This window comes from Romboutsia lituseburensis DSM 797, assembly GCF_900103615.1.
GTDB lineage: Bacteria > Bacillota > Clostridia > Peptostreptococcales > Peptostreptococcaceae > Romboutsia_F > Romboutsia_F lituseburensis.
Map to the genome: position 1 here is coordinate 1 of NZ_FNGW01000016.1, position 25,136 is coordinate 25,136.

Below are 25,136 nucleotides of genomic sequence, written 5' to 3' on the forward strand. Positions count from 1 at the left end.
CCCGTATTAGCATACCTTTCGGTATGTTATCCGTGTGTACAGGGCAGGTTACCCACGCGTTACTCACCCGTCCGCCGCTCTCTTCCGAAGAAGATCGCTCGACTTGCATGTGTTAGGCACGCCGCCAGCGTTCATCCTGAGCCAGGATCAAACTCTCAAATAAAAGTTGTCCATTGCTCAGCTAATCATTATCTGAATATCTGGCTTGGTTGTTTGTGTTTAATTCTATAAAGAATTATGTTTGTTTCTATAAATTAACCTACTGTTTAATTTTCAAAGTTCATTTTTTCAACTTCTTTAGTCTAACAAAGTATTTTTTCTTTGTCAACTCTTTTTTAAGAAGTTGTTTTCGTTTGTGTTTGTCCGTTTCTTAAGGACAAGTAATACTTTATCACCTTAATTCATTACAGTCAATACTTTTTTGTAAGTTTTTTTATTATTTTATATTTTTATATTCATCTTTTATAACCTTTAATTCCTCTATATCAAGATTTACCAATGCATTTAGCTTATTTTTCCTTTCTGATATATCTTCAATTTTTTCTATTATTTCTTTTCTTATTTCTCCTAAAAGACTAACATACTCTTCATATGTATTATCATATTTATTTTCTAATTCTCTTTTTATCTTTGATGACAAAGATGGGCTATTTCCTCCTGTAGATATACTTATAAGTAAATCGCCCCTTTTTACGCATGAAGGTACTGTGTAGTTTGATAATTCTATATCATCGACTACATTAACTAGTTTTCCATTATTTCTGCAGTATATTCCTATTTTTTTATTTACTTCTTTATTATTTGTAGCAGCTACCACTATAAAGCTTGATTTTATGTATTCTTCTTTATATGAATCATTTATAATTTCTACTTTAGATTCTATAGTAGAGAACTTTTCTATAAAATTTTCTGATACAACCTTTACACTCTTTCCAAAACCTAAAAAATTTTTACATTTTCTATATGCAACTTCTCCCCCACCTATAACTGTAATTTCTATATTTTTTAATTTTAAATTTATTGGATAAAACATTAGTACTTCCCCCTTAAAAATTATCAATTTTATTTCTAAATATAAGTATATCTTTTTAATTTGTTTAAATAAACATTTAAATATTTTTAGATAAATAAAAAAGAGTAACTTAAAAGTTACTCTTTTTTATTATAATTACATATCTTTTATCATTTTGGCTAAATCTTTAGCGAAATAAGTTATTATTATATCCGCTCCAGCTCTTTTTATAGACATAACAGATTCATATATAGCCCCTTCACTTAATATTCCATTTTTAACTGCTGACTTAAGCATTGCATACTCACCACTTACGTTATATGCAGCTAGAGGTAAATCATAATTATCTTTTACTCTTCTTATTACATCTAAATATGATAATGCTGGTTTTACCATAAGTATATCTGCACCTTCTAAAACGTCTAATTCAGACTCAATTAAAGCCTCATCACTATTTGCAGGATCCATCTGATATGTTTTTCTATCTCCAAATGATGGTGCTGAATTTGCAGCTTCTCTAAATGGGCCATAGAATGTAGATGCATATTTAACACTATATGACATTATGCCTATATGTTCATATCCCTCTTTGTCCAGACCTTCTCTTAATGCCTTTATTCTTCCGTCCATCATATCAGATGGAGCAACCATATCTGCTCCAGCTTTAGCATGACTTACTGCTATTTTAGCTAGGTACTCTAATGTTTTATCATTATCTACATACCCACCATCTGTTAAAATTCCGCAATGACCATGGCTTGTATATTCACACATGCATACATCTGTTATTACGTTCATATCTGCATCTATTTCTTTTATTTTTCTTATTGCTCTTTGAACTATACCATTATCATTGTATCCTTCACTTCCACAGGCATCTTTTTCATGATCATGAGGGATTCCAAATAATATTACATGCTCTATACCTAATTCTTTAATTTCTTTTATTTCATCTTCTAACATATCTATTGAGAAGTGATATACATCTGGTAAAGATGAAATCTCTCTTTTTATATTTTCACCTTCCACTATAAATAATGGATATATAAAATCTTCTACATTTAGCTTAGTTTCCCTTACTAAATTTCTAATTGCTTTATTTGCTCTTAATCTTCTTGGTCGTCTTAACACTTTAATACCTCCATATGTTAATAATACTTAATACAATTAATAAGTTGTCCTATAGAGTGTTTTAACTTTGATAGTACAACTTATTAACTAACTAAGTATTATGTTTTATAAATTTTAGGTTTTTACTAATCTTCAATTATTGTTCTAACCATACCATCTATAGTAGCTACTTCAGCTTCCTTATAAACATTTAAGTTAAATTCTTTAGCCGTTTGTGTCGTTATAGGCCCTATAGATATTATCTTAATGTTTGATAATTTATCTATATTTTCTTTACCTATAATTTCAACAAAGTTTTTAACAGTTGATGAACTAGCAAAAGTTATATAATTAATATCATCTTTAGTTAATACTTCTAATACTTCTTCTCTTCTCGTAGGATCTACTACTGTCTCATATGTGTGAACTTCTTTTACTTCACATATTTCGCCTATTTTATCAACTAAGAAATCTCTAGCATTTTTAGCTCTAGGCATTAACACTTTATCTGTAGACTTTAGAATAGGCTTTAATTCATCAAATAAGTATTCTGCTATAAACTTTTCTGGAACTATATCTGCATTAATACCTCTGTTTTTAATTTCTTTTGCTGTAGCTGAGCCTATAGCACAAATTTTTAAATTAGCTAATGCCCTACTATCTAGTCCCATTTCATCTAATTTATCAAAGAATATATCAACTCCATTTTTACTTGTAAGTACTAAGTAAGTATAGTCTTTTATATTTTTAATTTCATTTTCTAACTGAGTGTTATCTTCAAATTTATCTATTTTTATAGTAGGAATCTCTATAGGATTCCCTCCTAAGTCCATTATTTTTTCTACTAAACTACTGCTTTGAGTTCTTGATCTAGTAACCATTATACTTTTTCCAAATAAAGGTTTATTCTCAAAGAAGTTTAACTTATCTCTTAATCCTACTACTTCTCCAACTGCTATTAACGTAGGAGGTTTTACATTTTCTCTTACTGCCGTTTCATATACATTTTCTAATGTAGATGTTATAACTCTTTGATTATATCTAGTCGCCCAACTTACAAGTGCAACTGGAGTATCTTTAGATTTACCTTCTTTTATTAGATTTGCACTGATTTTTTCTAAATTTGCAACTCCCATTAAAAATACTAAAGTTCCATTTGTATTAGCTAAAGCATTCCAGTTTATTTCTGGATTTTCTTTATCATCATCTCTAAGGTGACCTGTTATAACATGGAAAGAAGATGCATGATCTCTATGAGTTATAGGTATACCTGCATAGCATAGTCCACCTATAGCAGACGTTATTCCAGGTATAACTTCAAAATCTATACCTTCTGAGAATAAAATTTCACCTTCTTCTCCACCTCTTCCAAATACATATGGATCTCCACCTTTAAGCCTTGTTACTATTTTTCCTTCTTTAGCTTTATCAGCGATTACCCTATTTATATCATCCTGAGGAAGTGCATGGTTACTAGATGCTTTTCCTACATATATAAACTCACAGTTAGGTTTAGCTTCTTTTAGATAGTTTATATTCGCTAATCTATCATAAACTATAACATCTGCTTTTTTTATACACTCTAGTCCTTTTAGTGTTAATAACTTATAATCTCCAGGTCCTGCTCCTACCAAATAAACCTTACCTTTCATGACCATCATACTCCTTTAAAATTAATTTAGCTAATTCTATCCCCAATTCTCTTGGTGCGTGTACACTGCCATCTATTGATTTTATAACTAATGCTTTACCTTCTTCATCTCCATATAATCCAGTAATCTTTATTTTTTCTCCATCAACTTCACAGTAAGCACCCATAGGAATATGACAACTTCCATTTACTCCATCTAGAAATCCTCTTTCAGCAGCAACCTGAATTTCAGTTATTTCATCTTTTAAAGAGTTTATTACTTCATCTATTTTAGGTTCATTTTTTCTTATTTCTATAGCTAATGCACCTTGCGCTGGTGCTGGAACAACTATATCTGTAGGTAAATAATAACTAATTTTTTCTTCTAAACCTACTCTTAAGATTCCAGATGCAGCTAATACTACTCCATCTAAGTTTTCATCTACTATTTTCCTTATTCTTGTGTCTACATTACCTCTTATAGGCACTATATTTAAATCTGGTCTATGATTTAATAACTGATATTTTCTTCTTTTACTACCAGTTCCTATTGTTGCACCTTTTGGTAAATCTTCTAGAGAACTATATCCTTCTTTAAGTATTAATACATCTCTTGGATCTTCTCTTTTCGGGATACTTGCAAATTTTAAACCTTCTGGTAAAGATGATGGCATGTCCTTCATACTATGAACAGCCATATCAATTCCGCCATCTAAAAGCTGCTGTTCTATCTCTTTTACAAATAATCCTTTATCTCCTATTTTATCAAGGCTTACGTGTTGTATTATATCGCCTTTAGTTTTTATTATTTTAACTTCAAATTCTACACTAGGATTTTTTTCCTTTAATCTATCTATAACCCAGTTAGTTTGAGTAACTGCCAGCTTACTCCCCCTAGTTCCAACTACTATTTTCATGACTCAAATCTCCTTTGGACTTTCCTTTGATTATCCTACTTTAACTGCTTTTTTTACTTCCTTATTAACTAGGATAGTTGAGAAATACGATATTTTTTCTTCAAGATTTACTTCTCTTAAATCATTATATACCACTTCCCCATCTTGTGACGAGTTGCTTACTAATATAGAATAATCTATAAGTCCATTTCTTTCTAACTTAGAAACTATCTCTTTAAAGTTTTTATAAACCTTCATTAAAACTATAGAACTATAGTTTTCTAATGCATAATCTATCTTTTCTTCCTCTATTGTGCAAGGTATTATTATTAATGGTTCTCTATCCATAACTAATGGGAAGTTTTGGTTAGATGCTATATTAGAGAATGAAGATATTCCTGGTATAGTTTCTACATCTATACTTCCTATAAGTCTTTCCATTATATATACATATGTACTATATATCATTGGATCACCTAAAGTTACAAATCCAACATCTTTACCTTCTTTTACATCTTCTACTATTTCATCTGCAACTTGATTCCACGCTACTATCTTTTCTCCATCATTAAAGTTCATTGGGAAATGTCTAGATTTTATTTCTAATGATTCTGGTAAGTATTCACTTACTATAGATAACGCCAAACTTTCTCCACCTTTTCTAGCTTCTGGTGTATATAATATATCTAAATTTTTTAATGTTTCTACCGCTTTAACTGTTAATAATGAGCTATCTCCAGGTCCTGTTCCTATTCCATAAAATTTTGCCATTTTCAATCTCCTCCTAGTTAATTAACATATTTCTTCTAATTGGTTTAATTTTTCTATACAATCATGTGCATGGTTCATAAACTTATCTTGTATATGAGGATTTTCTCCTAATCCTTTTAAATGCACTTTTATCTCAAATCCATGTTCCTCTAATATAGTTTTCCAAGAATCTTCTTCGTCTCCTGCCATATCATTTATAGCATGGTCTCCTGCAACTAACATGAAAGGCATAAGATTTACTTTTTTAATATTATTCATCTTTAACCTGTCAATAACTTGATCTAATTCTGGATAACCTTCAACAGTTCCTACATATGCATTTATTCCTGCATCTCTTAACATATACTCTAATGCTGGATATGATGAATGAGATTCATGGAACGTCCCATGTCCCATAAATACTACAGCTTCATCTTCTTCCATTTGTGGTATTTGATGATTAATAGCTTCAACAGCTTCTTTATAATCATCAATATATGTTAATAATGGTCTACCTAATATAATTTTTTTAAATTTATCTTGGTAACTTTCAACTTGTTCTTTTAGTTTATTAAATTCTTCTCCGCATATTATATGAAGAGTTTGAACTATAACTTCTTCATACCCTTCATCATACAATCTATCTAAAGCTTGTATTGGATTTTCTATGTTTATACCATCTCTATTTTTTAACTTCTTTATTATCATGTTAGAAGTATATGCTCTATGAAAATCATATCCATCTAAACCTTCTTTTATTTTCTTTTCACAAGCCTCTATTGTTTTTTCTCTTGTTTCTTTATAACTTGTCCCAAAACTAACTACTAAAATTGCTTTTTTCATGCTCAATCCACCTTATATAAAAATTTATAATAAATGTTCTAATTCTTTAATATCATTAACTACATTAGGATAGTCCATTTTTTGTCTAGTTATTATAACTACTGGTATATTTAATGTCTTGCAGGCATTTACCTTTTCTAAAAATCCACCATTTATACCACTTTCTTTTGTAATAACTATATCTACATCATAATGTCTATAAAATTCCTCATTTATACCTTGACTAAAAGGTCCCTTCATAGCTATTATATTATCTGCATTTAACCCTAAGCTTTCGCAACTTGTTATTACTTCAGCCGTTGGCAGCACCCTTACAATTAAATTTTTGTCAGGTATATAATCTACTATTTCAGGTAGGTTTTTACTTCCAGTTCCTATAAATATATTTTTCCCTTTTTCCCTAGCAATGTCACAAGCTTCTTCAATAGAACTAACTATGTACTTATTCTTATAATTTATTTCATTAATCAATGAATTTCGCTCATATCTTAAGTATTCTATATTTAGTTCATTTGCACATTCAATTGCATTTTTAGAAACTTCAACTGCATATGGATGAGTTGCATCTATTATTTTGTTTATATTATTTTGCTTTATAAAAGTTATCATATCTTCTTTAGATAACTTACCTGTTACGACATCTTTTGCATGTTTTTTTGCAAGGTCTTCTCCGTAACTAGTTGTTACGGAAAGTTTGTATGACAAGTCTTTCTTTTTATTTAGTATGTTGCATATCTCTAAGCTGTCAGATGTTCCTCCCAAAACTAAAATCATACAGTATAACCTCTAGGAGTTATCATTAAATCATCATGTATAAATGTTGATTTATTACCTATCACAACCATAGTAGTCATATCTACTCTATCAAAGTCCATAGTATCAAATGTACATACAAACTTTTCCTCTTTTTCTCTGCCTACGTCTTTTACTATTCCAACAGGAGTGCTTCCATTTTTGAATTCTCCCATTATTTCAAATGCTTTAGCTAAATGCTCACTTCTACCTTTACTTCTTGGATTATATAAACAGATAACAAAATCAGCTTCTGCTGCTAATCTTAATCTTTTTTCAATTACGTCCCAAGGAGTTAATAAATCACTTAAGCTTATATGACAAAAATCATGCATTATAGGTGCTCCTAATATTGCCGCTGCTCCTATACTAGCTGTAACTCCTGGTATTACTTTTACATCTATATTTTCTTCCTCTTTTGAAGTTAATTCTAATATTAACCCTGCCATACCATATATTCCTGCATCTCCACTACTTATAACAGCTACTTTTTTACCAGTTTTAGCTATTTCAACAGCTTCTTTACATCTATCAATTTCTTGTCTCATTCCATTTTGAACTACTTCTTTATCTTCTATAAGATCTGTTATTAAATTTATATATGTTTTGTATCCTACTATAACCTCAGAATCTTTTATAGCTTCTATACATTGCATAGTCATTAATTCTTTGCTTCCTGGCCCTATACCTATAACGTATATCATTTAGTCACTCTCCCTACCGAAATTGTTATTCCTTTAAATTTATGTTTTTTTATTATTAAATTTCCACTACTTAATATATGTGCTACAGGCTCTGCTACACAATATACTCCAACATTCTTTTTTACAAACTCAGATTTATCATACAAATAATCTACTTTTGATATTTCTTCTGCTGAGAAAGTTTTAAAGTCTGCATCATAATAGTTTGCTAAATCTATAATCGCCTTTTCATCATATTTAATATCTATACTTCCGATATTTTTTATAGCTTTAGAGTCTATATTGTACTGCTGTAACAAATTGTTTAGTGACTCTTGTAACAATTGGCTTTCTGTATTTCTTCTACATCCAATTCCTATAACTATATCTTTTGGAATAACTTTAATTATTTTTTCTTTTAAATACGCTTTATCTAATTTATATTTTATAGAATCAAAAACTTTATTTTTATGGCTTATCACAACTACCTTATCAAAGTTTTTTATTTCTTCTAGACTTTGTAAGACTTTAAACCCTCTAGTATCTACTTCATATTTTCCATCTATATAAATACCAACTTCTTGATTATTAACAATCATTGCGTTTACATCTTTTACATTGTCTCTAAAATTATCTATATGAGCATCTAACTTCTTTGCAATCATATCTAATGATGATTTTTTATTAACATCAGTTGCTGTTGTTATCACCGGATTAGCATTTATTAGTCCACTTATATAATTAGTCATTTCATTAGCCCCACCCATATGACCACTTAGCAAACTTATTATATTCATACCTTTTTCATCTGTGACTATTATAGCTGGATCACTAAACTTACTCTGTACATGTGGTGCTATAATCCTAACAACTATACCCGTTGCCATTATAAATAATATATAGTCATATTCAATAAATAACTTTTGAACTAGTTCACTTAATTTTTCTTCAATTAAAAATACATTTTCTTTTTTAGTATCTAATTTTAAGTTATTTTTTTTATTTTTTACTATGTAAACATGACTTTGTTTTATTAAAGAGTTTATTTTTAATGCTAGATTTTTCCCATTTTCTGTTATACAAACTATTGCTAAATTTTTATTTTCTGTATTCATGTTTGAAGTCCTTATCATATAACTTCGAATTATTGTAATCTGTTCCTAAGAATTTACCAACTAATATTAAAGCAGTCTTTTTTATTCCATTTTCTCTTACTTTATCAGCTATATCTTCTAAAGTACCTCTAACTATTTTTTCATCTGCCCATGTAGCTTTATATACAACAGCTATTGGAGTATCCATTGGATATCCCCCTTCATGTAACCTTTCTACGACTTTTTCTATATCCTGTACTGATAAAAATATTGCCATAGATGTTTGATGAGCCGCATAAGATTCTATTGATTCTTTAGCTGGAACCGGAGTTCTTCCTTCCATTCTTGTAATTATTACACTTTGAGATATTTCTGGAACTGTATACTCAACACCTAATGCAGAAGCTGCACCTAAGAATGAACTTACTCCCGGAGTACAATCAAAGTCTATTTCTAATTTATTTAAATCTTCAACTTGCTCTCTTATTGATCCATATATAGAGAAATCACCTGTTTGTAGTCTTACAACTGATTTCCCAGCCTTAACACCTTTTTCCATTACATCTATTATCTCTTGTAAATCCATGTGTGCACTATTGTGTATTTCACATCCTTCTTTACAATACTCTAAAAGTTCTGGGTTTACTAAAGATCCTGCATATATAACTACATCAGCATTGCTTAAAAGCTTATATCCTTTAAGAGTTATTAATTCTTTATCCCCTGGTCCTGCTCCTACAAAATGTACTTTACTTAACATATTAATCTCTCCCTTTTTCACAAGATATTATATAAATTGGGTTTAGAGGTTTAAAGTATTCCCCTCTTCCCAGCTTTTCTAATTTTGATACATTTAAAACTGAAACATCTATATTTTCAAATCCATATTCTCTTAATAATCTAAGTGTCTCATTAAACGTTTCTACTATAATAAAATTAGCAACTAACCTTCCACCATCAATTAATAAATCCTTAGACCATAATAAAATTTCATTTAGGTTATTGCCTGTACCTCCTAAGAATATAGCATCTACTTTTTTATCTATTTCTACAGGGGCATATCCTTGAATAATTTCAACGTTTTTCAAATTGAATTTATCTACATTTTTATTTATTAGCTCTAGTGCACTATCATTTCTTTCTATTGATATAACATCTAGATTCGGATAATTGTACGCTGCTTCTACAGTTACACTTCCTGTTCCTGCTCCTACATCTATAAATCTTTTAGCATTTACTAAATCTAATTTCATTATAGATATAGCTCTTACTTCTTCCTTTGTAATAGGAACTTTTCCTGTTATAAATTCGCTATTTTTCATGTGCAATCTCCACCTATCTTATGACTTTAATAATCTTCAAGTATTACTACTACGCACATATCAAATTCATCTGTATTCAATATTTCATCTGGACTTCCTATGGTTATTTTTTCATTATCATAAGATAAATTTTCCCCAACAATTACTGTTCTGTCTAAATTTCTTTTTAAGATTTCTTTACAGATTTCTTTTGGGCCTATTATTTTATCAGTTACCATACAGACCTTTTTATGATTTAATACATAATCAAAATCTGGTGTCTTTCCATGACTACTAGTTATATATAAATCATTCATGTCTATATGTACCTTTGAAAAAATATACTGTAATGAACTTATTCCAGATACTACATTTAAATCTTTTGATTCTATATTTTTAGATAAATATCTCCCTATTCCATAAATAAATGGATCTCCTGATGCTAGTACAGATATTTGTTTATCCTTGTTATCATTTATGTACTCTATTATTTCTTTTAAGTTTGAAGCTAGTTCTATTTTTTCTCCATTAAAATCTTTAATAGATTCTAAATTTCTTTTCCCTCCAATTATTACATCAGAGTTTTTTAATAGCTTTTCACCTAGCTTTGTTATATAATCGGTGTTTCCTGGACCTAAGCCTATAACATTTATCATCTAAATACCTCCACTAAACTGTCTGTATTATCAGATTTTCCTAATAAGGTCTTGTCCATAGAAAATATCATGACCTCTACTTTTATTTCGTCATCACCTAAATATTGATTTACTTTAAACTTACACTTGTTACATATCAAATTGTAAAAGTCTTTATAATCGCTATTGTCTATAATTTCAACAGCTTCTTCTGCAGTTAAACACTCATTAATCTTTTTTAAAAACTCGTATGGCGCTCCCATCATAGCTAAATTTGAAACTAATATTTCACTTCTAGCATCTGCAACTTTACTATGAGTATTAAATATTCCTGCTGATAACTTTATAAATTTACCAATATGGCCAGCCATAAGAATTTCCTTATATCCCATCCTTTGAGCTTCCTTTAGCATATAACCTATAAAGTTACTTGTTCTAACTACATATTTCATATCTAAGTTTAAATTTTCTTTTATAAACTGTTCTCCATGATTACCAGGAACTAAGATTATTTTATTTAAGCCTTGTTCTTTCTTCATTTGAAGCTCTATTGATAACGATTTTTTCCAACCTTCATCACTCATTGGTTCAACAATGCCTGTAGTTCCTATAATAGATATTCCACCTATTATTCCTAATCTTGGGTTAAATGTTTTTTTCGCAACCTCTTCTCCCTTAGGGGCAAATATAGTTATTTTTAAGGCTTCATCTTGCTCTAAATACTGACTACTATCATCACCAATTATTTTCCTTATTTCACTATTTATCATTTTCATAGGAACCGGATTTATGGCTGCCTTTCCTACTTCTACACTAAGACCTTTTTTAGTTACAACGCCTATACCATTTCCGCCACATACAACTATATCTTCATCACCTTGTTTTTTAATAATTTCGGCTCTAGCATGAATATGCATAGTATGCGTTGCATCAATATCATCTCCGCCATCTTTTTCTATAGAGCACTCTACATAATTATTCATAATAACTATGTTATCTAGTTTGAGTGTTAGAAAAATACCTTTAGGTGTATCTATATTTATGGTTTCTATTTTCTTTTTAGTTAATAGCATATAAGTTGCAGCTTTTGCTGCTCCAGTAGCACAAGAACCTGTTGTATATCCTCTTTTATACTTTTTTCCATCTATATACACATATTCTTCCATACTATTACCTACATAGTGTATAGAATAGCATTAATTATAGCTGCTGCTAAATTGCTACCACCTTTTCTTCCTTTTGAAATTATATATGGTATCTCCGTTTTTTCTAATTCATCTTTAGATTCTGCTGCTCCTACAAATCCTACTGGCACACCTACAATAGCATCTAATTCTAACTCATTAGAATTTTTCATTTCCATAGCTTTATATAATGCTGTTGGAGCATTACCAAATACAAATAATTTTCTTCCTGGCTCTTTTGCTGCTATTTCTACAGCTGCCATTGAACGAGTAATAGATTTTTCTTTAGCTAATTTTGCAGTTTCTTCATCTGCTACTAGGCATTTGTACTTACATCCTAAAGCTTCTAATCTTTTTTTATTTATCCCACTTAAGGCCATATTTGTATCTGTATATACAGTTGCATTATTCTTAAGTGCATCTATTATGCTTTCTACTGCTTTATCTGATATTTTAAGAATATCTAGATATTCAAAATCCGCTGTTGTATGTATTGAACGTTTTATTATCTTCTCTTCAACATTATTTTTAAATTCATATCCTGGTCTTATTTCATCTATTATGTCTTGTATCATTTCAAAGCTTTTTTCTTCTATCTTCATAGGATTTTTGATGTATTCCATTCTAATTTCCTCCTAATTCCACCATCTATAATATTATGCGTATATATTTTGTTATAAACTTTATCTAATTTATAATTTTTTAGCTTTTCTATAAGTTTTTTATCATCCATGTGTTCGTCAATTAATATACCAATTACAGTTCCACTATGAGCAATATTCACACCATAAGCTCCATAGTTTTGAGATATTTCTATAATTTCTTTAAGACCTTCTTTTTTATCTATATTTTCATTAGCCAGACCGCTCATTGTGCAAGCTTTACCTATTATAGATAGGTCATTTTTTCTTATTCCTTCTTCTAACAAATAAAATGATTCTTTTATAATCTCTTTATTTTGAAGTTTTATATCCTTATAATTAGGAGTATTTCTAATCTTCATAGTGTCTAAAGTTTTATTAGGTTCTAATATTACTACTTTCGAATTTTTTATATTTCCTATATACTTTATCACTTCTCCATTTAGTGGATTGAATATGCAATTTTCCTCTATGTATGTAGAGTCTGTTGGTTCTATTGTTGATGCTAGCTTAGATATTTCTTCACCAGTTAAACTTTTATTTATTAAATCTAATGTAGCAAATATTGTAGCGCCTATATCTGCAGTAGAGCTTGCCATTCCCTTTCCAACAGGAATTTGACTATCAATATTTAAAGATATATTTTTACTATCTTCAACTGGCAATCTAAATCTTTTAAACACTTCTTCTATTGCTTTTCTAGATTTTGATGGACCTAAACTTATGTTGTTTAATTTTTCTTCTAGAGTTACTGTTGAATACATATCTATTGCATATGAGCTCAAATACTCTTCTTTGTCCCTAACGCCTTGAACAAATTCGCCACACGATGCTGGACAAATACCATAATATTTCATTCTAATCACCTAATAAATTTTTCATATGTTTTATAAGGATTTCATTTTCTTCATGAGATTTTATAGCTACTCTTATGTAACTATCATCTAATCCGATAAAATTCGATGCATCTCTTACAAGAATATTCCCTTTATTTAATAATTCGACTTTTATTTCATTAGACCTTCTATTATTAAGCTTAATTAGTATAAAATTAGTATCTGTATCATACACATTGATCCCACTTATATTTCTTAGTTCTTTCAACATATAGTTACGTTCTTTTATATAATATTCTTTGCTTTCTTTTATATATTGGCTATCCTTAAATATATAATTTGATAATGTATCTGCAAATGAATTTATTGTCCATGGTTCTTTATATTTATAGATATTTTCAATTATTTTTGTATTACTAGTTAGCCCATAGCCTAACCTCAAACCTGGTAAGCCAAAAAATTTAGTAACAGCTTTAAGTATGAATAAATTTTTATATTCTTCTACATATTTTACTAAGCTATACTTTTCTTCTAATCCTACAAATTCCATAAAAGTTTCATCTACTATAAGTAACTTATTATGTTGTTTCATTAGATTAAGCAATTCTGTTAAATCTTTTACTTTACCATTTGGATTATTTGGATTACACACAAATAAACTATCAAACTTATTAATATTTTCTTTTATTTGTTTTAGATCTATAGAAAATTCATTTTTACTATCTAAGTCTAAATTTAAAACATCTAATCCACTTAAACTTGCACTTCTTCCATACTCTGAGAAAGTAGGATTTAATATAGCTAACCTTTTGTCTATGCTCTTCATTAATAAGTAAATTATTTCTGTTGCTCCATTTCCAGGTATTATAAAATCTGAATTTAAACCTATATATTCTGATATATTATTTTTTAAATTTGTATAATTTATATCTGGATAGCCCTTACAGTTTTCTAATCCTTTAAGAATATATTTATCTAAATCAGGTACTACTTTAGGATTTATGTTTGAGCTAAAATCTATTATATCTTTTGGGTCTATATTATATATTTGTGCTATTTCATTTACATTAGCTCCATGACCTAGGTCTTTCATATGTCCACCCCCTAATTTTCAATTTATACTTAAATAAATTCAGTTGCCTTAATTTGCTTAAGTATAAATTGAAATAATATTACCTGAGTGAAGTATAGTCTTGTATACTTTCACCCAAGTATTTTTAAAGTTATATGAGAATAAATAATGCAGTAAATATAACCATTGAAGTTAACGAGGTTGCATACATTATTTTATTTGTTTTTACTATATCTTCTATTTCAATTTCTCTTACTTTATCTCCTATAGTAGGCTTATAAACAGCTTGACCAAAGTATATATTAGTTCCTCCTAGCTGTACTCCTAAAGCGCCTGCAACTGCCCCTTCTGGATAAGCACAATTAGGACTTTTGTGATTTTTTCTATCTCTTACTGCTATTTGTGATGCTTTTTTATAGTCATATCCTAATACAAGACTACCTATAGCCATTAGTAGTACTGCTATTCTTGCAGGTATATAATTTGCAATGTCATCTATTTTAGCTGATGCAAATCCTAATTCTTTATACTTTTCATTTTTATATCCTACTGTGGAATCTAAAGTATTTATTGCCTTGTAAGCCATCGCAAGCGGTGCTCCTCCTATAAATGCATAAAACATTGGTGCGATTATTCCATCTACTGTATTTTCAGCTACCGTTTCTACTGTTGCCCTTATTATTTCACCTTCATCTAAATGAGTAGTATCTCTCCCTACTATATAAGATAGCTGTATTCGAGACTTTTCTATATCTCCTGTTTTTAAAACATTATATATTTTTACAGCTTCATCTTTTAAGCATTTAGTCGCTAATGTTGTATATATTAAAATTGAATTAGCAATTATATATCCACCCGGAATAAAACTAAATAACTTAACTATCATGTAAGTTACTAGATAAGTTAGCCCTACTGTTATAGCCCATAAAATAAATCCACCTATTTTTAAACCTTTATCTGTTTTAGCTATATTTCTTATTTTATTTTCAGTCACTTTTATTAATTTTCCAATATATCTAACTGGATGAGGAAAAGAATATGGATCACCTATAATTAAATCAATTATATATCCTATATAAATAGATACTATATTCATATTAGTTGTTTCCTTCCTCTGAATAGTTATCTACTCTATTATTTAATAAGTTTTTTATGCAATCTAAATTATTGTAAAAATGAGTATGTAGATAAGTAGCTAAAGTATTGTTTTTGCTATATCCACCTTCCCACTCATCAACTATTTTTCCATCTCTTTCTTTCCTCATCACATATGCACATTCCTCTTCTGTTTCAAATACAGAGTGATGAAACTCATGACCTTTTATAATTTCATTGGTCTTAGATAAAACGGTATCACCTTTTGCGCTACCATAGCAGTACCCAAATCTTTTTAAAGATGTTGTCATTTTACTATTGCCTTTAAATATTCCTACCATATCATAAGATATGTTTTCTTTATCTAATAAGGTTTGACCTAAGTACATAAGTCCACCACATTCTGCATAGATAGGTATGTTATTTTCATGGGCTTCTTTTATAGATTCTCTCATTGATACATTTGCTTCTATTTCTTTGCTAAATATTTCTGGGAACCCTCCACCTATATAAATATAATCTGATTTTGGTACCTTATTATCTTTTAATGGACTAAAGTATTTTATATCTAACCCTAATAACTCTAATAATTCTATATTTTCTCTATAATAAAAATTAAAAGCTTTATCATAAGCTATAGCTATTGATTTTCCTTTAACTTTATTTTCTTCTATAAAATCATCTACTTTAAAGTTACTTTCTATATCTTCAGTTTCTGAAATTTCTATAATTCTATCTATATTTATATATTTTTCTATTTCCACAGCCAAGCTATTAAACTTATTTTTTAGCCCATCTATCTCAACACTTGGTACAAGACCTAAATGTCTAGATTCTAATGAAAATTCATTATTAGGTGGGAAGTACCCTAAAACTTCAACACCGCAATATGTTTCTATAGCTTCTTTTATAATTTCATAATGTGTCTTAGTTCTTACATTATTCACTATTACACCTTTTATATTTACATCTTTATCTAGTTCTTTATATCCTAATACCATAGCTGCACTTGATGCTGCCATAGATTTCCCATTTATAACTAGTATTACAGGAGCTTTAAGTATTTTTGATGTATGTGAGCTTGTACAATTATCTAGGTCTATTCCTATTCCATCATATAATCCCATTACACCTTCTACTACTGATATATCAGCATCATCTGATGCTTGATTAAAAACATATTTTATTTGCTCATCATTTAGCATATATGAATCTAAATTTCTTGAATGTCTTCCTGTTATAAAAGTATGGTAAGATGGGTCTATATAATCCGGACCTACTTTATATGGCTGTACTCTCATATTTCTTTTAGTTAGAGCCTGCATTATTCCTAACGATATAGTTGTCTTACCTACACCACTATTAGTTCCTGCTATTAAAATTTTTTTCATATATTCCACCCAACTATATAATTTATTTTTTAATTACTTATTTCTCATGTTCATCCATAATTTCATATATTTTTTCTATATCTAAGTGTTCTCTTAATACTTCAGCAAGTCTATCATATTCCTTTTGCTTAAATTCTTCAAAAGAAGCAACACTACTTTTTACTTTTTCTAATCCTTTAGCTTCTCTTATATTATTTAAAAGTGCTCTTGTAAAGTCTACATCATCGAATATTCCGTGAAGATACGTTCCAACTACATTCCCCTCTTGATTTACACTTCCCTCTTCATAATTTACCTGTTCATCCAACTTTTCAGTTATTGTATTTAGGCTATTTACACTACTTCCTATATCAGTTATTCCCATATGTATTTCGTAACCTTTTACTTTTTTTCCACCTAAATTACTCATATATCCATTAAGTTTTTCACTTATAATAGCGTTTACTTGTGTTGTAGTTTTTTCTTTTTCAAAGGTTGTTATAGTGTCTAATAAACCTATTCCATCGAATTCTTCAATATCACCTTCAACATGGTATGGATCTTTAAGTTTTCTACCTAACATCTGATATCCACCACATATTCCAAATATTAATTTCCCCTTTTTATGAAGCTCTCTTATTTGCTCTTCTAATCCACTTTCTCTTATATACTTTAAGTCATCAATTGTGCTTTTACTTCCTGGTAAAATTACTATATCTGGATTGCCTAAACTTTCTCCATATCCTACGTATCTAATACTTACATCTTCTTGTGTTTCGAATATATTAAAATCTGTAAAGTTAGACATATGAGGTGTTCTAATTATTTCTATATGAACATCATTTTTATCCATCTTTGTTTTAAATTTAGTAGTTACACTATCCTCATCTTCTATTTTTATATCACTATAAGGAATAACTCCAAGAACAGGAACTTTTATTATTTCTTCTAACATTTTTATTCCTTCACCTAAAAGTTCTTTTCTTCCCCTAAATTTATTTATAATTACACCCCTAACTCTTTTTCTTTCTTCTTCACTTAATAAAAGCATTGTACCTGCTAATGATGCGAATACTCCACCTCTATCTATATCTCCAACAATTATTACTGGAGCGTCTGCAATTTCTGCCATACCCATATTCGCAATATCATGTTCCCTTAAATTTATCTCAGCTGTACTACCTGCACCTTCCATTACTACAACATCATATTTATCACTAAAGCTTTTAAAAATATCCTTTAGTTCTTTTGCTAATATTGGCTTGTATGTATGATAGTCAGAAGAAGACATATCTTCTCTTACTTTTCCCCTTACAATCACCTGACATCTATGATTTCCTGATGGTTTTAATAATATTGGATTCATATCTGCTATAGGCTCTATTCCTGCTGCTTCGGCTTGAAAAACTTGTGCTCTCCCCATTTCTAATCCTTCTTTTGTTATAAAAGAATTTAATGCCATATTTTGTGATTTAAATGGTGCAACACTATATCCATCTTGTTTAAACACTCTACATAGACCAGCAGTTAAAATACTTTTCCCAACATTTGATGCTGTCCCTTGTAACATTATTTTTTTGCCCACTGTTTCACTTCCTTTATCTCATTATAAATTTCATAGAATAAAAGTCCTAGCTCTAGTTAGAGTTAGGACTTTTATTCTATGATATATCAAATAAAAACCTTCACCCCGAAGATCTCATTAATAAATTAAATTAGGCAGGTATCCTGGCTCAACTTCATCCTACTCCTATACCTTCCCATCTTTTAAGACAGTGGCAATTTTTAGTTTCGTCCGTTTTACAGTAGCGGGGGCTGCAAAGGCATTTCACCTTTTTCCCTTTTAATTTTCCTTTAAAGAAAAACCTCTTTTAATCTAATATTCAATTTTAAAGGCTCATAAAATTTGTATTATTCATAGTATTTATTACTGTAAATCCATTATCTATTTCTAAAATTGTAACTGATGCATTATCAATTTTAAAGTTCCAATGATATTCATAGCTATTTGATATTAAATAAGTAATTATGTTTCTTATAGTTCCACCGTGAGAACATATAAGTACTGTTTTATTTTTCTCTTCAGAAAGTATATTACTTATTTCATTAGCTACTCTATTATATGAGTCTATCAAACTTTCTCCATTAGGATACTTATATTCATATCCCTTATCTATCATATCTTGAAATTCATTCGGGTAACTTTTCTTTATATCTTCAAATGTTATACCTTCAAAATCACCAAAACTAATTTCTTTCAAGTTTTCTTTTTCTCTTATTTGTATATTTTTTATTTTAGATATTTCTTTAATTGTGTCTTTAGTTCTAGAAGATGTTGTTGTATAGATGCTATCTATTTTTATATCTTCTAAGTATCTAGTAAGTTGTTCAATTTGTTTCTTTCCAATTTCACTTACTTGGCTATCTATATGACCTGATAATCTATTGTTTTGATTGTCAGTTGTCAAAGCATGTCTTACTAAAATTAATTTTGTCATTTATTTTCCTCTTTTAGCTTAACCTATTATTAGATATATGTAAAGTAAATATATTACTTCTCCTAATTCTATACTACATCCTAATATATCTCCTGTTACACCGTCAATCTTTTTATATACATGACCTTTAAATAATTGATTAAATAAAAATACAAGTACTATTGATAGTAACACTTTAATTATAATTTCAAACGGAGTTAAGAATATAAATTTTGCAATTAATGTTATTAATACTATTGTATATACTATAGCAGTTAAAAACATTCCTGTTGTCAATTTACCTATAAACATATTCCCCATGCCTTTAGCTCTTGGAGAAACAGTTTTATATGTAAGCCTAATAACACCTAGCCTTCCTATCACAGGCATAAACATTACTAGCCACATGTATCCATTATTTATAATGCTGTATATAAATCCTACTTTAAGCAAAATAACAAACATTACTGCTAAAAGTGAATTTGTACCTAATCTTGAATCCTTCATTATTTCTAACATTTTTTCTTTATCTCTATAGCTGTACAAAGCATCAAAAGTATCTCCTAATCCATCTATATGAAGACCACCTGTTAAAACTACAGAGCTTAATGTTATAATTATCGCTGTTACAAATGGATCAAATATATAACCACATATTGTTCCTATTAAAAATAAAAGTACTCCTAGTACAAATCCAACTAAAGGAAAATATGTTATAGACTTATGAAATTCCTCATCAAATCCTACATCTATATTTATAGGTATTCTGGTCATAAACTGAAGTAATGCAATAAATCGTTTCATAATCTACCCCTTTATTTTCATAGGTATACCACTTACTACAAAATAAACTTCATCACTTTGTGATGCTATTTGTTGGTTGATTCTACCTACAATATCTGTATATACTCTGCTTAATTTATTATCTGGAACTACTGCCATTCCTAGCTCATTTGTTACAACTACAAAGTATAGATTTGTTTTTTTAATTTCTTCTATTAATTTTTTCACTTGATCTTTTATATATTTTTCTAATTCATTTATTTCTTCTTGATTAGCTTTATCTATATCCATATCATAAGTAAACATTAGATTATTTACTAATAAAGTCACACAATCTAGTATTACTGTTTCATGCTTATTTGATATTTCTTTAATAATAGAGTATATATCTTTATATATTTCATAAGTATTCCAATTTTGTGGTCTACTTTCTTTATGCTTCTTTACTCTATCTTTCATTTCATCATCAAATGGTATAGAAGTTGCTATATAAGCTGTGCTATTATTTTGATCTATACATAATTTTTCTGCAAAATTACTTTTACCCGACCTAGCTCCACCTGTTACTAATACAATTTTGCTCATGGTACTTCTCCTATCTAAATAAATACTTACACCCATTCTACTTCATCAAATGTTGCCATGTTTTGATAAGCATAGTTTGATGCTTCTATTATATTAAATGCAAGTGCTGCACCACTGCCTTCTCCTAGCCTCATATCCATATTAAGTACAGGGCTTAAATCTAGCATTTCCAATGCCTTTTGAGTTCCAGCTTCAGCTGATAAATGAGATGCTATCATATACTCTCTAGATTTAGGATTTATTTTGTATGCTAGTAATGCTGCTGCATAAGATATAAATCCATCTAATACTACTGGTGTTTTATTTGCACTACATCCTAATATTACCCCAGCCATAGATCCTATTTCAAATCCACCTACTTTAGATAATATATCTATTCCATCGTCTGGATTTGGCTTATTTAATTCTATTGCATTTCTAATTGTATCTGCTTTATGTTTTAATCTTTCTTTTTTTAATCCTGCACCTATTCCAGTTACTATTGCTGGATCACATCCATCTATTACAGATATTATTGCACTACTAGGAGTAGTGTTGCAAATACCCATCTCTCCAATTCCTATAACTTTATATCCTTTTTCTATACACTCTTCTGCCATTTCAATACCAATCTCTAGACATTTTATAGCTTCTTCTCTAGTCATTGCAGCGCCTTTAGCCATATTTGATGTACCTTTTCTTATCTTGTAGTCCCTAACTCCATCTAATTTATGGTCACAGTTAACACCAACATCTACCGCTATAACATCCGCTCCTACAAATTTACTTAAAGCACCTACTCCGCATAAACCTTTTGTAAAGTTTGGAAATTGTAATTGAGTTATATCTTGAGGATCTGGAGCTACACCTTCCTCATATACTCCATGATCTCCTGCAAAAGCTATTATTGCTTTCTTAGAAGTATCAAATTTTGCTGTTCCATATATTCCTGCTAATTGCATGCAAATATCTTCTATTTTTCCAAGGCTGCCTTTAGGTTTTATAAGTGTATCAAGCCTATCCTTAGCTTGTTGAATAGAATTTTTATCTAAAGAATATATATTTTTTGATATATTTTCTAATAAATACATTTTTATTTCTCCTCTCATTGCTTTATTTAAAAAGGGAATGTACTAAAGTATATTTATTTTAAATACATCCCCTTCCTCAATTTTATCGTATTGTCTAATTTTAATATAAATTTATCCAAACAAATAAAGGTTCAACATAAAAGAATATTCTACATATTATTTGTATCTCCTTTATTATTAGTTTAAAAATAGACAAGAAATTTTGTTTTATTTATTTTTTAAAGATTATGAGCCGCTTTTAATGCTTCATAACAAGCATTTATTGTGTAATCTATATCTTCATTTGTATGAGCATTAGATAAGAACATTGCCTCAAATTGAGTTGGTGCTAAAAGTATACCTCTCTTTAGTAATTCTGCAAAATACTTATTAAATTTAGTTACATCGCATTTAGTTACATCATCATAGTTATTTATTGGCCCTTCTGCAAAGAATAAACAAACTAATGATCCAGCTCTATTTACAGTGTAATTTAATCCTAGTTTTTCAACATTAGATTTTAATCCTTTTTCTAATCTTGTGGCTTTTTCTTCTAAATTTTTATATATTTGAGGATTATCTCTTAATATTTCTAAGTTCTTTTTACCCATATACATAGCTAATGGATTACCTGATAAAGTTCCCGCTTGATAAACAGGTCCTACTGGAGATACCATACTCATTATTTCTTTAGTTCCTCCATATGCACCTACTGGCAATCCAGCTCCTATTATTTTACCAAAACAAGCCATATCTGGTTTTATACCAAAATACCCTACTGAACTACTATAATTTAGCCTAAACCCAGTTATTACTTCGTCAAATATTAAAACTGTCCCATATTCTTTAGTTATATCTCTTAATAATTGTAAGAACTCTTGAGTTCCTGGAACAACTCCCATATTTCCTGAAACCGTTTCAACTATAACTGCTGCAATTTCATTACCTTGCTCTTTGAATATTGCTCTAACTTCATCTAAATCATTGTACTTACAGACTAATGTATCCTTAACAACATCTTCTGGTACTCCAGGACTTGTTGGAACTCCATATGTTATCGTTCCAGAACCTGATTTAACTAGTAATGCATCAGAGTGTCCATGGTAACATCCTTCAAACTTTAAAATCTTATTTCTTTTTGTATAAGCTCTTGCTACTCTTAAAGCACTCATTGTTGCTTCTGTACCTGAGTTAACCATACGGACTTGATCTATTGCAGGGTAAGCTTCAACTATAATTTTTGCCATTTCAACTTCTATAGCTGTTGGAACTCCATAACTTGTTCCTTTTGCTACTATTTCTTCTATTCCTTCAACTATTTCTTTAGGACTATGACCTAACATAAGAGGTCCCCAAGAACATATATAATCTATATATTCGTTACCATCTACATCCCATATTCTACTTCCATGAGCTCTGTCTATAAAAACAGGATCTAATCCAACTGATCTAAATGCTCTAACTGGACTATTTACACCGCCTGGTATGTACTCAATTGCTTCTTCATATATTTTTAGTGACTTTTCATTTTTCATCTTTCTAGTTCCTCCTAAAGTTTAAAGTTCAAATAGCTCTTCAACTAATTTTATATATTCTTCTCTTTTTCCCTTATCTTTTGTTTGCTTTAAATTTATTATTGGTTCTCTTATTAGTCTTTTAAGAGCTGATGTCATCATCTTATCTATAATTTTTTTCTCTCTAGTATCAAGGTCTAATTTTCTAAATATGTAATCTAATGTATCTTCTCTTATTTCTAAGCATTTATCATTTAATGATTCTATAGTTGGGTCTATATGAGTTGAATCCATCCATTCTACAAATTCATCAATGCTTTTATTTATCATATCATAACCTATATTAGCTAACTCTTTACGCTTTTGGTCATTTTTGTCATGTATTTCTTTTAAATTATCTATGTCATAAACTTCTATATTTTCTAATTCATTTATTTTAGGATCAATGTCTCTTGGAAGAGCTATATCCATCATATAAATCTTTCTTTCAACCTTTGGCATCTCATCATATCTAACTACAATATGTGGTGATGCTGTCGCACTTATAACCATATCAACATCATTAAGAATTTTGTATCTATCAGCATATTCTATTGGAACAACGTTTTTAAAATCATTTTCGATTTCTTTAACCTTACCATGGCTACGATTTGATACATAGATAGTATTAATTTTTTCCTCTTCTAGGTGCTTCATCGTAAGCTTACTCATTTTACCTACACCTACAACTAGTGCATTTTTCCCCTCTAAACTACCTAGCTTTTCTTCTAAAAACTTTACACCTATATAACTTATCGATAACGGTTGTTGTGATATTTTAGTTGTGCTTTTTATTTCTTTAGCTGTTGTTATTGCCTCTCTAAATAATTTATTAAATTTCTTTTTGCTTGCACCTAGTTGCATAGAGAATTCATGTGCATCTTTTACTTGACCTAGAATCTGATCTTCGCCTAAAACTATAGAGTCTAATCCAGCAGTTACTTTGTATATATGATCTATCGCTTCTCTATGTGTTTTTACAAATAAATATTCTTTTACATCTGGCTTATCAAAAAATGTTGCGTAAAAATCTTCTACAACTTTTACCTTTTCATCAACATTTTTAGATTGAATATATATTTCACTTCTATTGCACGTAGATAATATAATAACTTCCTCTATCTCTTTATCTAACAGATAGTTTATCGCTTCTATTTTCTGTAAATCAGTAAAGGAAACACCTTCTCTTATACTAATTGGAGCTAAATTATGATTAACTCCTACAACCCCTATATTCATAGCTAACCTCCAAACCATTTATAAGTTTTTTAAACTCACTATTTATAGTATACATCTGGATGTAATTTTTGTAAATTTAGAACTCTAAATATATTTTTCCTTATTAATATTCTAGTTCTATCTACCTATTTATAAATCTAAAATAAAATTTGTCTGTAGTTAAGCTATTTTATTTATTTCAATACAAAAAAAGTCTAGAATATAAAATTCTAGACTTTAATTAAAATAAAAAATTCGCTTCGCTCATGTCGCCAACGACTTCGTCCGTTGCTCAAAATGTTTTTTATGCCTAAAATCAATTTGTTAATATAACTTACTTTCATAAGTTATCAACAAAAAATTACGTGTCATAATATACTTAAGCATAAAAAAAGATTACGTGGCTACGTCTTACTCTCCCAGGGGGTCGCCCCCCAAGTACCATCAGCGCTAAAGAGCTTAACTTCTGTGTTCGGAATGGGAACAGGTGTATCCTCTTTGCTATAATAACCACATAATCTTTATTT

At 29.3% G+C, this 25,136-nt stretch carries 25 protein-coding genes, 2 rRNA genes and 1 riboswitch; all 27 genes read right to left on the minus strand.

Translation table 11 applies throughout. From position 1 onward, the window contains the following. Positions 1 to 163 (minus strand): 16S ribosomal RNA (locus tag BLP75_RS17255); the annotation flags it as partial. Between the two features lie 273 nt (positions 164 to 436). Next, positions 437 to 1,033, minus strand: coding sequence for a precorrin-2 dehydrogenase/sirohydrochlorin ferrochelatase family protein (locus tag BLP75_RS17260; RefSeq protein ID WP_092727790.1), 597 nt, complete (start codon positions 1,031 to 1,033; stop codon positions 437 to 439). Positions 1,034 to 1,168: 135 nt separating this feature from the next. Then, entirely contained in the window at positions 1,169 to 2,143 is a 975-nt protein-coding gene (hemB, locus tag BLP75_RS17265; protein WP_092727791.1) for a porphobilinogen synthase, read from the minus strand. A gap of 125 nt (positions 2,144 to 2,268) precedes the next feature. After that, positions 2,269 to 3,774, minus strand: a complete 1,506-nt coding sequence (gene cobA, locus BLP75_RS17270; RefSeq protein ID WP_092727792.1) for a uroporphyrinogen-III C-methyltransferase — start codon at positions 3,772 to 3,774, stop codon at positions 2,269 to 2,271. Further along, complete coding sequence (gene hemC / locus BLP75_RS17275; protein ID WP_092727793.1) at positions 3,764 to 4,669, minus strand: hydroxymethylbilane synthase; 906 nt, start codon at positions 4,667 to 4,669, stop codon at positions 3,764 to 3,766. Before hemC ends, cobA begins: the two co-directional genes overlap by 11 nt. Positions 4,670 to 4,699: 30 nt before the next feature. Further along, on the minus strand, positions 4,700 to 5,419 hold the full coding sequence (locus tag BLP75_RS18455; protein WP_242872460.1) for a cobalt-factor II C(20)-methyltransferase: 720 nt from the start codon (positions 5,417 to 5,419) through the stop codon (positions 4,700 to 4,702). A 21-nt stretch (positions 5,420 to 5,440) separates the two neighbouring features. Then, positions 5,441 to 6,241, minus strand: coding sequence for a sirohydrochlorin cobaltochelatase (locus BLP75_RS18460; protein WP_242872461.1), 801 nt, complete (start codon positions 6,239 to 6,241; stop codon positions 5,441 to 5,443). Between the two features lie 24 nt (positions 6,242 to 6,265). Next, complete coding sequence (locus BLP75_RS17285; RefSeq protein ID WP_092727794.1) at positions 6,266 to 7,015, minus strand: cobalt-precorrin-6A reductase; 750 nt, start codon at positions 7,013 to 7,015, stop codon at positions 6,266 to 6,268. After that, entirely contained in the window at positions 7,012 to 7,737 is a 726-nt protein-coding gene (gene cobJ, locus BLP75_RS17290) for a precorrin-3B C(17)-methyltransferase (protein ID WP_092727795.1), read from the minus strand. Before cobJ ends, BLP75_RS17285 begins: the two co-directional genes overlap by 4 nt. Continuing rightward, the gene (gene cbiG, locus BLP75_RS17295) at positions 7,734 to 8,831 is read right to left on the minus strand and encodes a cobalt-precorrin 5A hydrolase (protein WP_092727796.1); all 1,098 of its coding nucleotides are present in this window, start codon (positions 8,829 to 8,831) and stop codon (positions 7,734 to 7,736) included. Before cbiG ends, cobJ begins: the two co-directional genes overlap by 4 nt. Further along, positions 8,815 to 9,570: a cobalt-precorrin-4 methyltransferase gene (locus tag BLP75_RS17300; protein ID WP_092727797.1), complete on the minus strand. Its 756-nt coding sequence runs from the start codon at positions 9,568 to 9,570 to the stop codon at positions 8,815 to 8,817. Before BLP75_RS17300 ends, cbiG begins: the two co-directional genes overlap by 17 nt. 1 nt (position 9,571) lies before the next feature. Beyond that, positions 9,572 to 10,132, minus strand: a complete 561-nt coding sequence (locus tag BLP75_RS17305; RefSeq protein ID WP_092727798.1) for a decarboxylating cobalt-precorrin-6B (C(15))-methyltransferase — start codon at positions 10,130 to 10,132, stop codon at positions 9,572 to 9,574. Positions 10,133 to 10,158: 26 nt separating this feature from the next. Further along, complete coding sequence (locus BLP75_RS17310; protein ID WP_092727799.1) at positions 10,159 to 10,767, minus strand: cobalt-precorrin-7 (C(5))-methyltransferase; 609 nt, start codon at positions 10,765 to 10,767, stop codon at positions 10,159 to 10,161. Further along, positions 10,764 to 11,912, minus strand: coding sequence for a cobalt-precorrin-5B (C(1))-methyltransferase CbiD (gene cbiD, locus BLP75_RS17315; protein ID WP_092727800.1), 1,149 nt, complete (start codon positions 11,910 to 11,912; stop codon positions 10,764 to 10,766). Before cbiD ends, BLP75_RS17310 begins: the two co-directional genes overlap by 4 nt. An 8-nt stretch (positions 11,913 to 11,920) precedes the next feature. After that, positions 11,921 to 12,553, minus strand: coding sequence for a cobalt-precorrin-8 methylmutase (locus tag BLP75_RS17320; RefSeq protein ID WP_092727801.1), 633 nt, complete (start codon positions 12,551 to 12,553; stop codon positions 11,921 to 11,923). Next, positions 12,529 to 13,428, minus strand: coding sequence for a GHMP family kinase ATP-binding protein (locus BLP75_RS17325; RefSeq protein ID WP_092727802.1), 900 nt, complete (start codon positions 13,426 to 13,428; stop codon positions 12,529 to 12,531). The genes BLP75_RS17320 and BLP75_RS17325 overlap by 25 nt, the downstream gene beginning before the upstream one ends. A 1-nt stretch (position 13,429) precedes the next feature. Next, complete coding sequence (locus BLP75_RS17330; protein WP_092727803.1) at positions 13,430 to 14,500, minus strand: pyridoxal phosphate-dependent aminotransferase; 1,071 nt, start codon at positions 14,498 to 14,500, stop codon at positions 13,430 to 13,432. A 130-nt stretch (positions 14,501 to 14,630) separates the two neighbouring features. After that, a complete protein-coding gene (gene cbiB / locus BLP75_RS17335) occupies positions 14,631 to 15,575 on the minus strand; it encodes an adenosylcobinamide-phosphate synthase CbiB (protein ID WP_092727804.1) in 945 nt (314 codons plus the stop codon). A 1-nt stretch (position 15,576) separates the two neighbouring features. Continuing rightward, complete coding sequence (locus BLP75_RS17340; RefSeq protein ID WP_092727805.1) at positions 15,577 to 16,965, minus strand: cobyrinic acid a,c-diamide synthase CobB; 1,389 nt, start codon at positions 16,963 to 16,965, stop codon at positions 15,577 to 15,579. 37 nt (positions 16,966 to 17,002) lie between these two features. Next, positions 17,003 to 18,529 carry a cobyric acid synthase gene (locus BLP75_RS17345; protein WP_092727806.1) on the minus strand — a complete coding sequence of 509 codons (1,527 nt, stop codon included), beginning with the start codon at positions 18,527 to 18,529 and terminating at the stop codon, positions 17,003 to 17,005. Positions 18,530 to 18,645: 116 nt separating this feature from the next. Continuing rightward, a riboswitch (cobalamin riboswitch) is annotated at positions 18,646 to 18,829 on the minus strand. A 4-nt stretch (positions 18,830 to 18,833) separates the two neighbouring features. Next, positions 18,834 to 19,442, minus strand: a complete 609-nt coding sequence (locus BLP75_RS17350) for a histidine phosphatase family protein (RefSeq protein WP_092727807.1) — start codon at positions 19,440 to 19,442, stop codon at positions 18,834 to 18,836. Positions 19,443 to 19,460: 18 nt separating this feature from the next. Beyond that, positions 19,461 to 20,225 (minus strand): adenosylcobinamide-GDP ribazoletransferase, encoded by a 765-nt coding sequence (cobS, locus tag BLP75_RS17355; protein ID WP_092727808.1) that lies wholly within the window; start codon positions 20,223 to 20,225, stop codon positions 19,461 to 19,463. Positions 20,226 to 20,228: 3 nt separating this feature from the next. Next, positions 20,229 to 20,789, minus strand: coding sequence for a bifunctional adenosylcobinamide kinase/adenosylcobinamide-phosphate guanylyltransferase (cobU, locus tag BLP75_RS17360; protein WP_092727809.1), 561 nt, complete (start codon positions 20,787 to 20,789; stop codon positions 20,229 to 20,231). 26 nt (positions 20,790 to 20,815) lie between these two features. Beyond that, a complete protein-coding gene (gene cobT, locus BLP75_RS17365) occupies positions 20,816 to 21,859 on the minus strand; it encodes a nicotinate-nucleotide--dimethylbenzimidazole phosphoribosyltransferase (RefSeq protein WP_092727810.1) in 1,044 nt (347 codons plus the stop codon). 218 nt (positions 21,860 to 22,077) lie between these two features. Then, on the minus strand, positions 22,078 to 23,373 hold the full coding sequence (gene hemL / locus BLP75_RS17370; protein ID WP_092727811.1) for a glutamate-1-semialdehyde 2,1-aminomutase: 1,296 nt from the start codon (positions 23,371 to 23,373) through the stop codon (positions 22,078 to 22,080). 21 nt (positions 23,374 to 23,394) lie between these two features. Beyond that, positions 23,395 to 24,630 carry a glutamyl-tRNA reductase gene (gene hemA / locus BLP75_RS17375; protein ID WP_092727812.1) on the minus strand — a complete coding sequence of 412 codons (1,236 nt, stop codon included), beginning with the start codon at positions 24,628 to 24,630 and terminating at the stop codon, positions 23,395 to 23,397. Positions 24,631 to 25,007: 377 nt separating this feature from the next. Continuing rightward, positions 25,008 to 25,124 (minus strand): 5S ribosomal RNA (gene rrf, locus BLP75_RS17380). Between the last annotated feature and the right edge of the window lie 12 nt (positions 25,125 to 25,136).

Excerpts from the sequence above, each read along its gene's own strand:
- cobA (WP_092727792.1), bottom strand. The coding sequence starts at position 3,774 with ATGAAAGGTAAGGTTTATTTGGTAGGAGCAGGACCTGGAGATTATAAG.
- cobT (WP_092727810.1), bottom strand. The coding sequence starts at position 21,859 with ATGTATTTATTAGAAAATATATCAAAAAATATATATTCTTTAGATAAA.
- BLP75_RS17320 (WP_092727801.1), bottom strand. The coding sequence starts at position 12,553 with ATGGAATACATCAAAAATCCTATGAAGATAGAAGAAAAAAGCTTTGAA.
- BLP75_RS17325 (WP_092727802.1), bottom strand. The coding sequence starts at position 13,428 with ATGAAATATTATGGTATTTGTCCAGCATCGTGTGGCGAATTTGTTCAA.
- BLP75_RS17350 (WP_092727807.1), bottom strand. The coding sequence starts at position 19,442 with ATGACAAAATTAATTTTAGTAAGACATGCTTTGACAACTGACAATCAA.
- hemA (WP_092727812.1), bottom strand. The coding sequence starts at position 24,630 with ATGAATATAGGGGTTGTAGGAGTTAATCATAATTTAGCTCCAATTAGT.
- hemC (WP_092727793.1), bottom strand. The coding sequence starts at position 4,669 with ATGAAAATAGTAGTTGGAACTAGGGGGAGTAAGCTGGCAGTTACTCAA.
- cobS (WP_092727808.1), bottom strand. The coding sequence starts at position 20,225 with ATGAAACGATTTATTGCATTACTTCAGTTTATGACCAGAATACCTATA.
- cbiB (WP_092727804.1), bottom strand. The coding sequence starts at position 15,575 with ATGAATATAGTATCTATTTATATAGGATATATAATTGATTTAATTATA.
- hemL (WP_092727811.1), bottom strand. The coding sequence starts at position 23,373 with ATGAAAAATGAAAAGTCACTAAAAATATATGAAGAAGCAATTGAGTAC.
- BLP75_RS17260 (WP_092727790.1), bottom strand. The coding sequence starts at position 1,033 with ATGTTTTATCCAATAAATTTAAAATTAAAAAATATAGAAATTACAGTT.
- BLP75_RS17310 (WP_092727799.1), bottom strand. The coding sequence starts at position 10,767 with ATGATAAATGTTATAGGCTTAGGTCCAGGAAACACCGATTATATAACA.
- BLP75_RS18455 (WP_242872460.1), bottom strand. The coding sequence starts at position 5,419 with ATGGCAAAATTTTATGGAATAGGAACAGGACCTGGAGATAGCTCATTA.
- cbiG (WP_092727796.1), bottom strand. The coding sequence starts at position 8,831 with ATGAATACAGAAAATAAAAATTTAGCAATAGTTTGTATAACAGAAAAT.
- BLP75_RS17305 (WP_092727798.1), bottom strand. The coding sequence starts at position 10,132 with ATGAAAAATAGCGAATTTATAACAGGAAAAGTTCCTATTACAAAGGAA.
- BLP75_RS17285 (WP_092727794.1), bottom strand. The coding sequence starts at position 7,015 with ATGATTTTAGTTTTGGGAGGAACATCTGACAGCTTAGAGATATGCAAC.
- BLP75_RS18460 (WP_242872461.1), bottom strand. The coding sequence starts at position 6,241 with ATGAAAAAAGCAATTTTAGTAGTTAGTTTTGGGACAAGTTATAAAGAA.
- BLP75_RS17330 (WP_092727803.1), bottom strand. The coding sequence starts at position 14,500 with ATGAAAGACCTAGGTCATGGAGCTAATGTAAATGAAATAGCACAAATA.
- cobU (WP_092727809.1), bottom strand. The coding sequence starts at position 20,789 with ATGAGCAAAATTGTATTAGTAACAGGTGGAGCTAGGTCGGGTAAAAGT.
- cobJ (WP_092727795.1), bottom strand. The coding sequence starts at position 7,737 with ATGATATACGTTATAGGTATAGGGCCAGGAAGCAAAGAATTAATGACT.
- BLP75_RS17340 (WP_092727805.1), bottom strand. The coding sequence starts at position 16,965 with ATGAAAAAAATTTTAATAGCAGGAACTAATAGTGGTGTAGGTAAGACA.
- cbiD (WP_092727800.1), bottom strand. The coding sequence starts at position 11,912 with ATGGAAGAATATGTGTATATAGATGGAAAAAAGTATAAAAGAGGATAT.
- BLP75_RS17300 (WP_092727797.1), bottom strand. The coding sequence starts at position 9,570 with ATGTTAAGTAAAGTACATTTTGTAGGAGCAGGACCAGGGGATAAAGAA.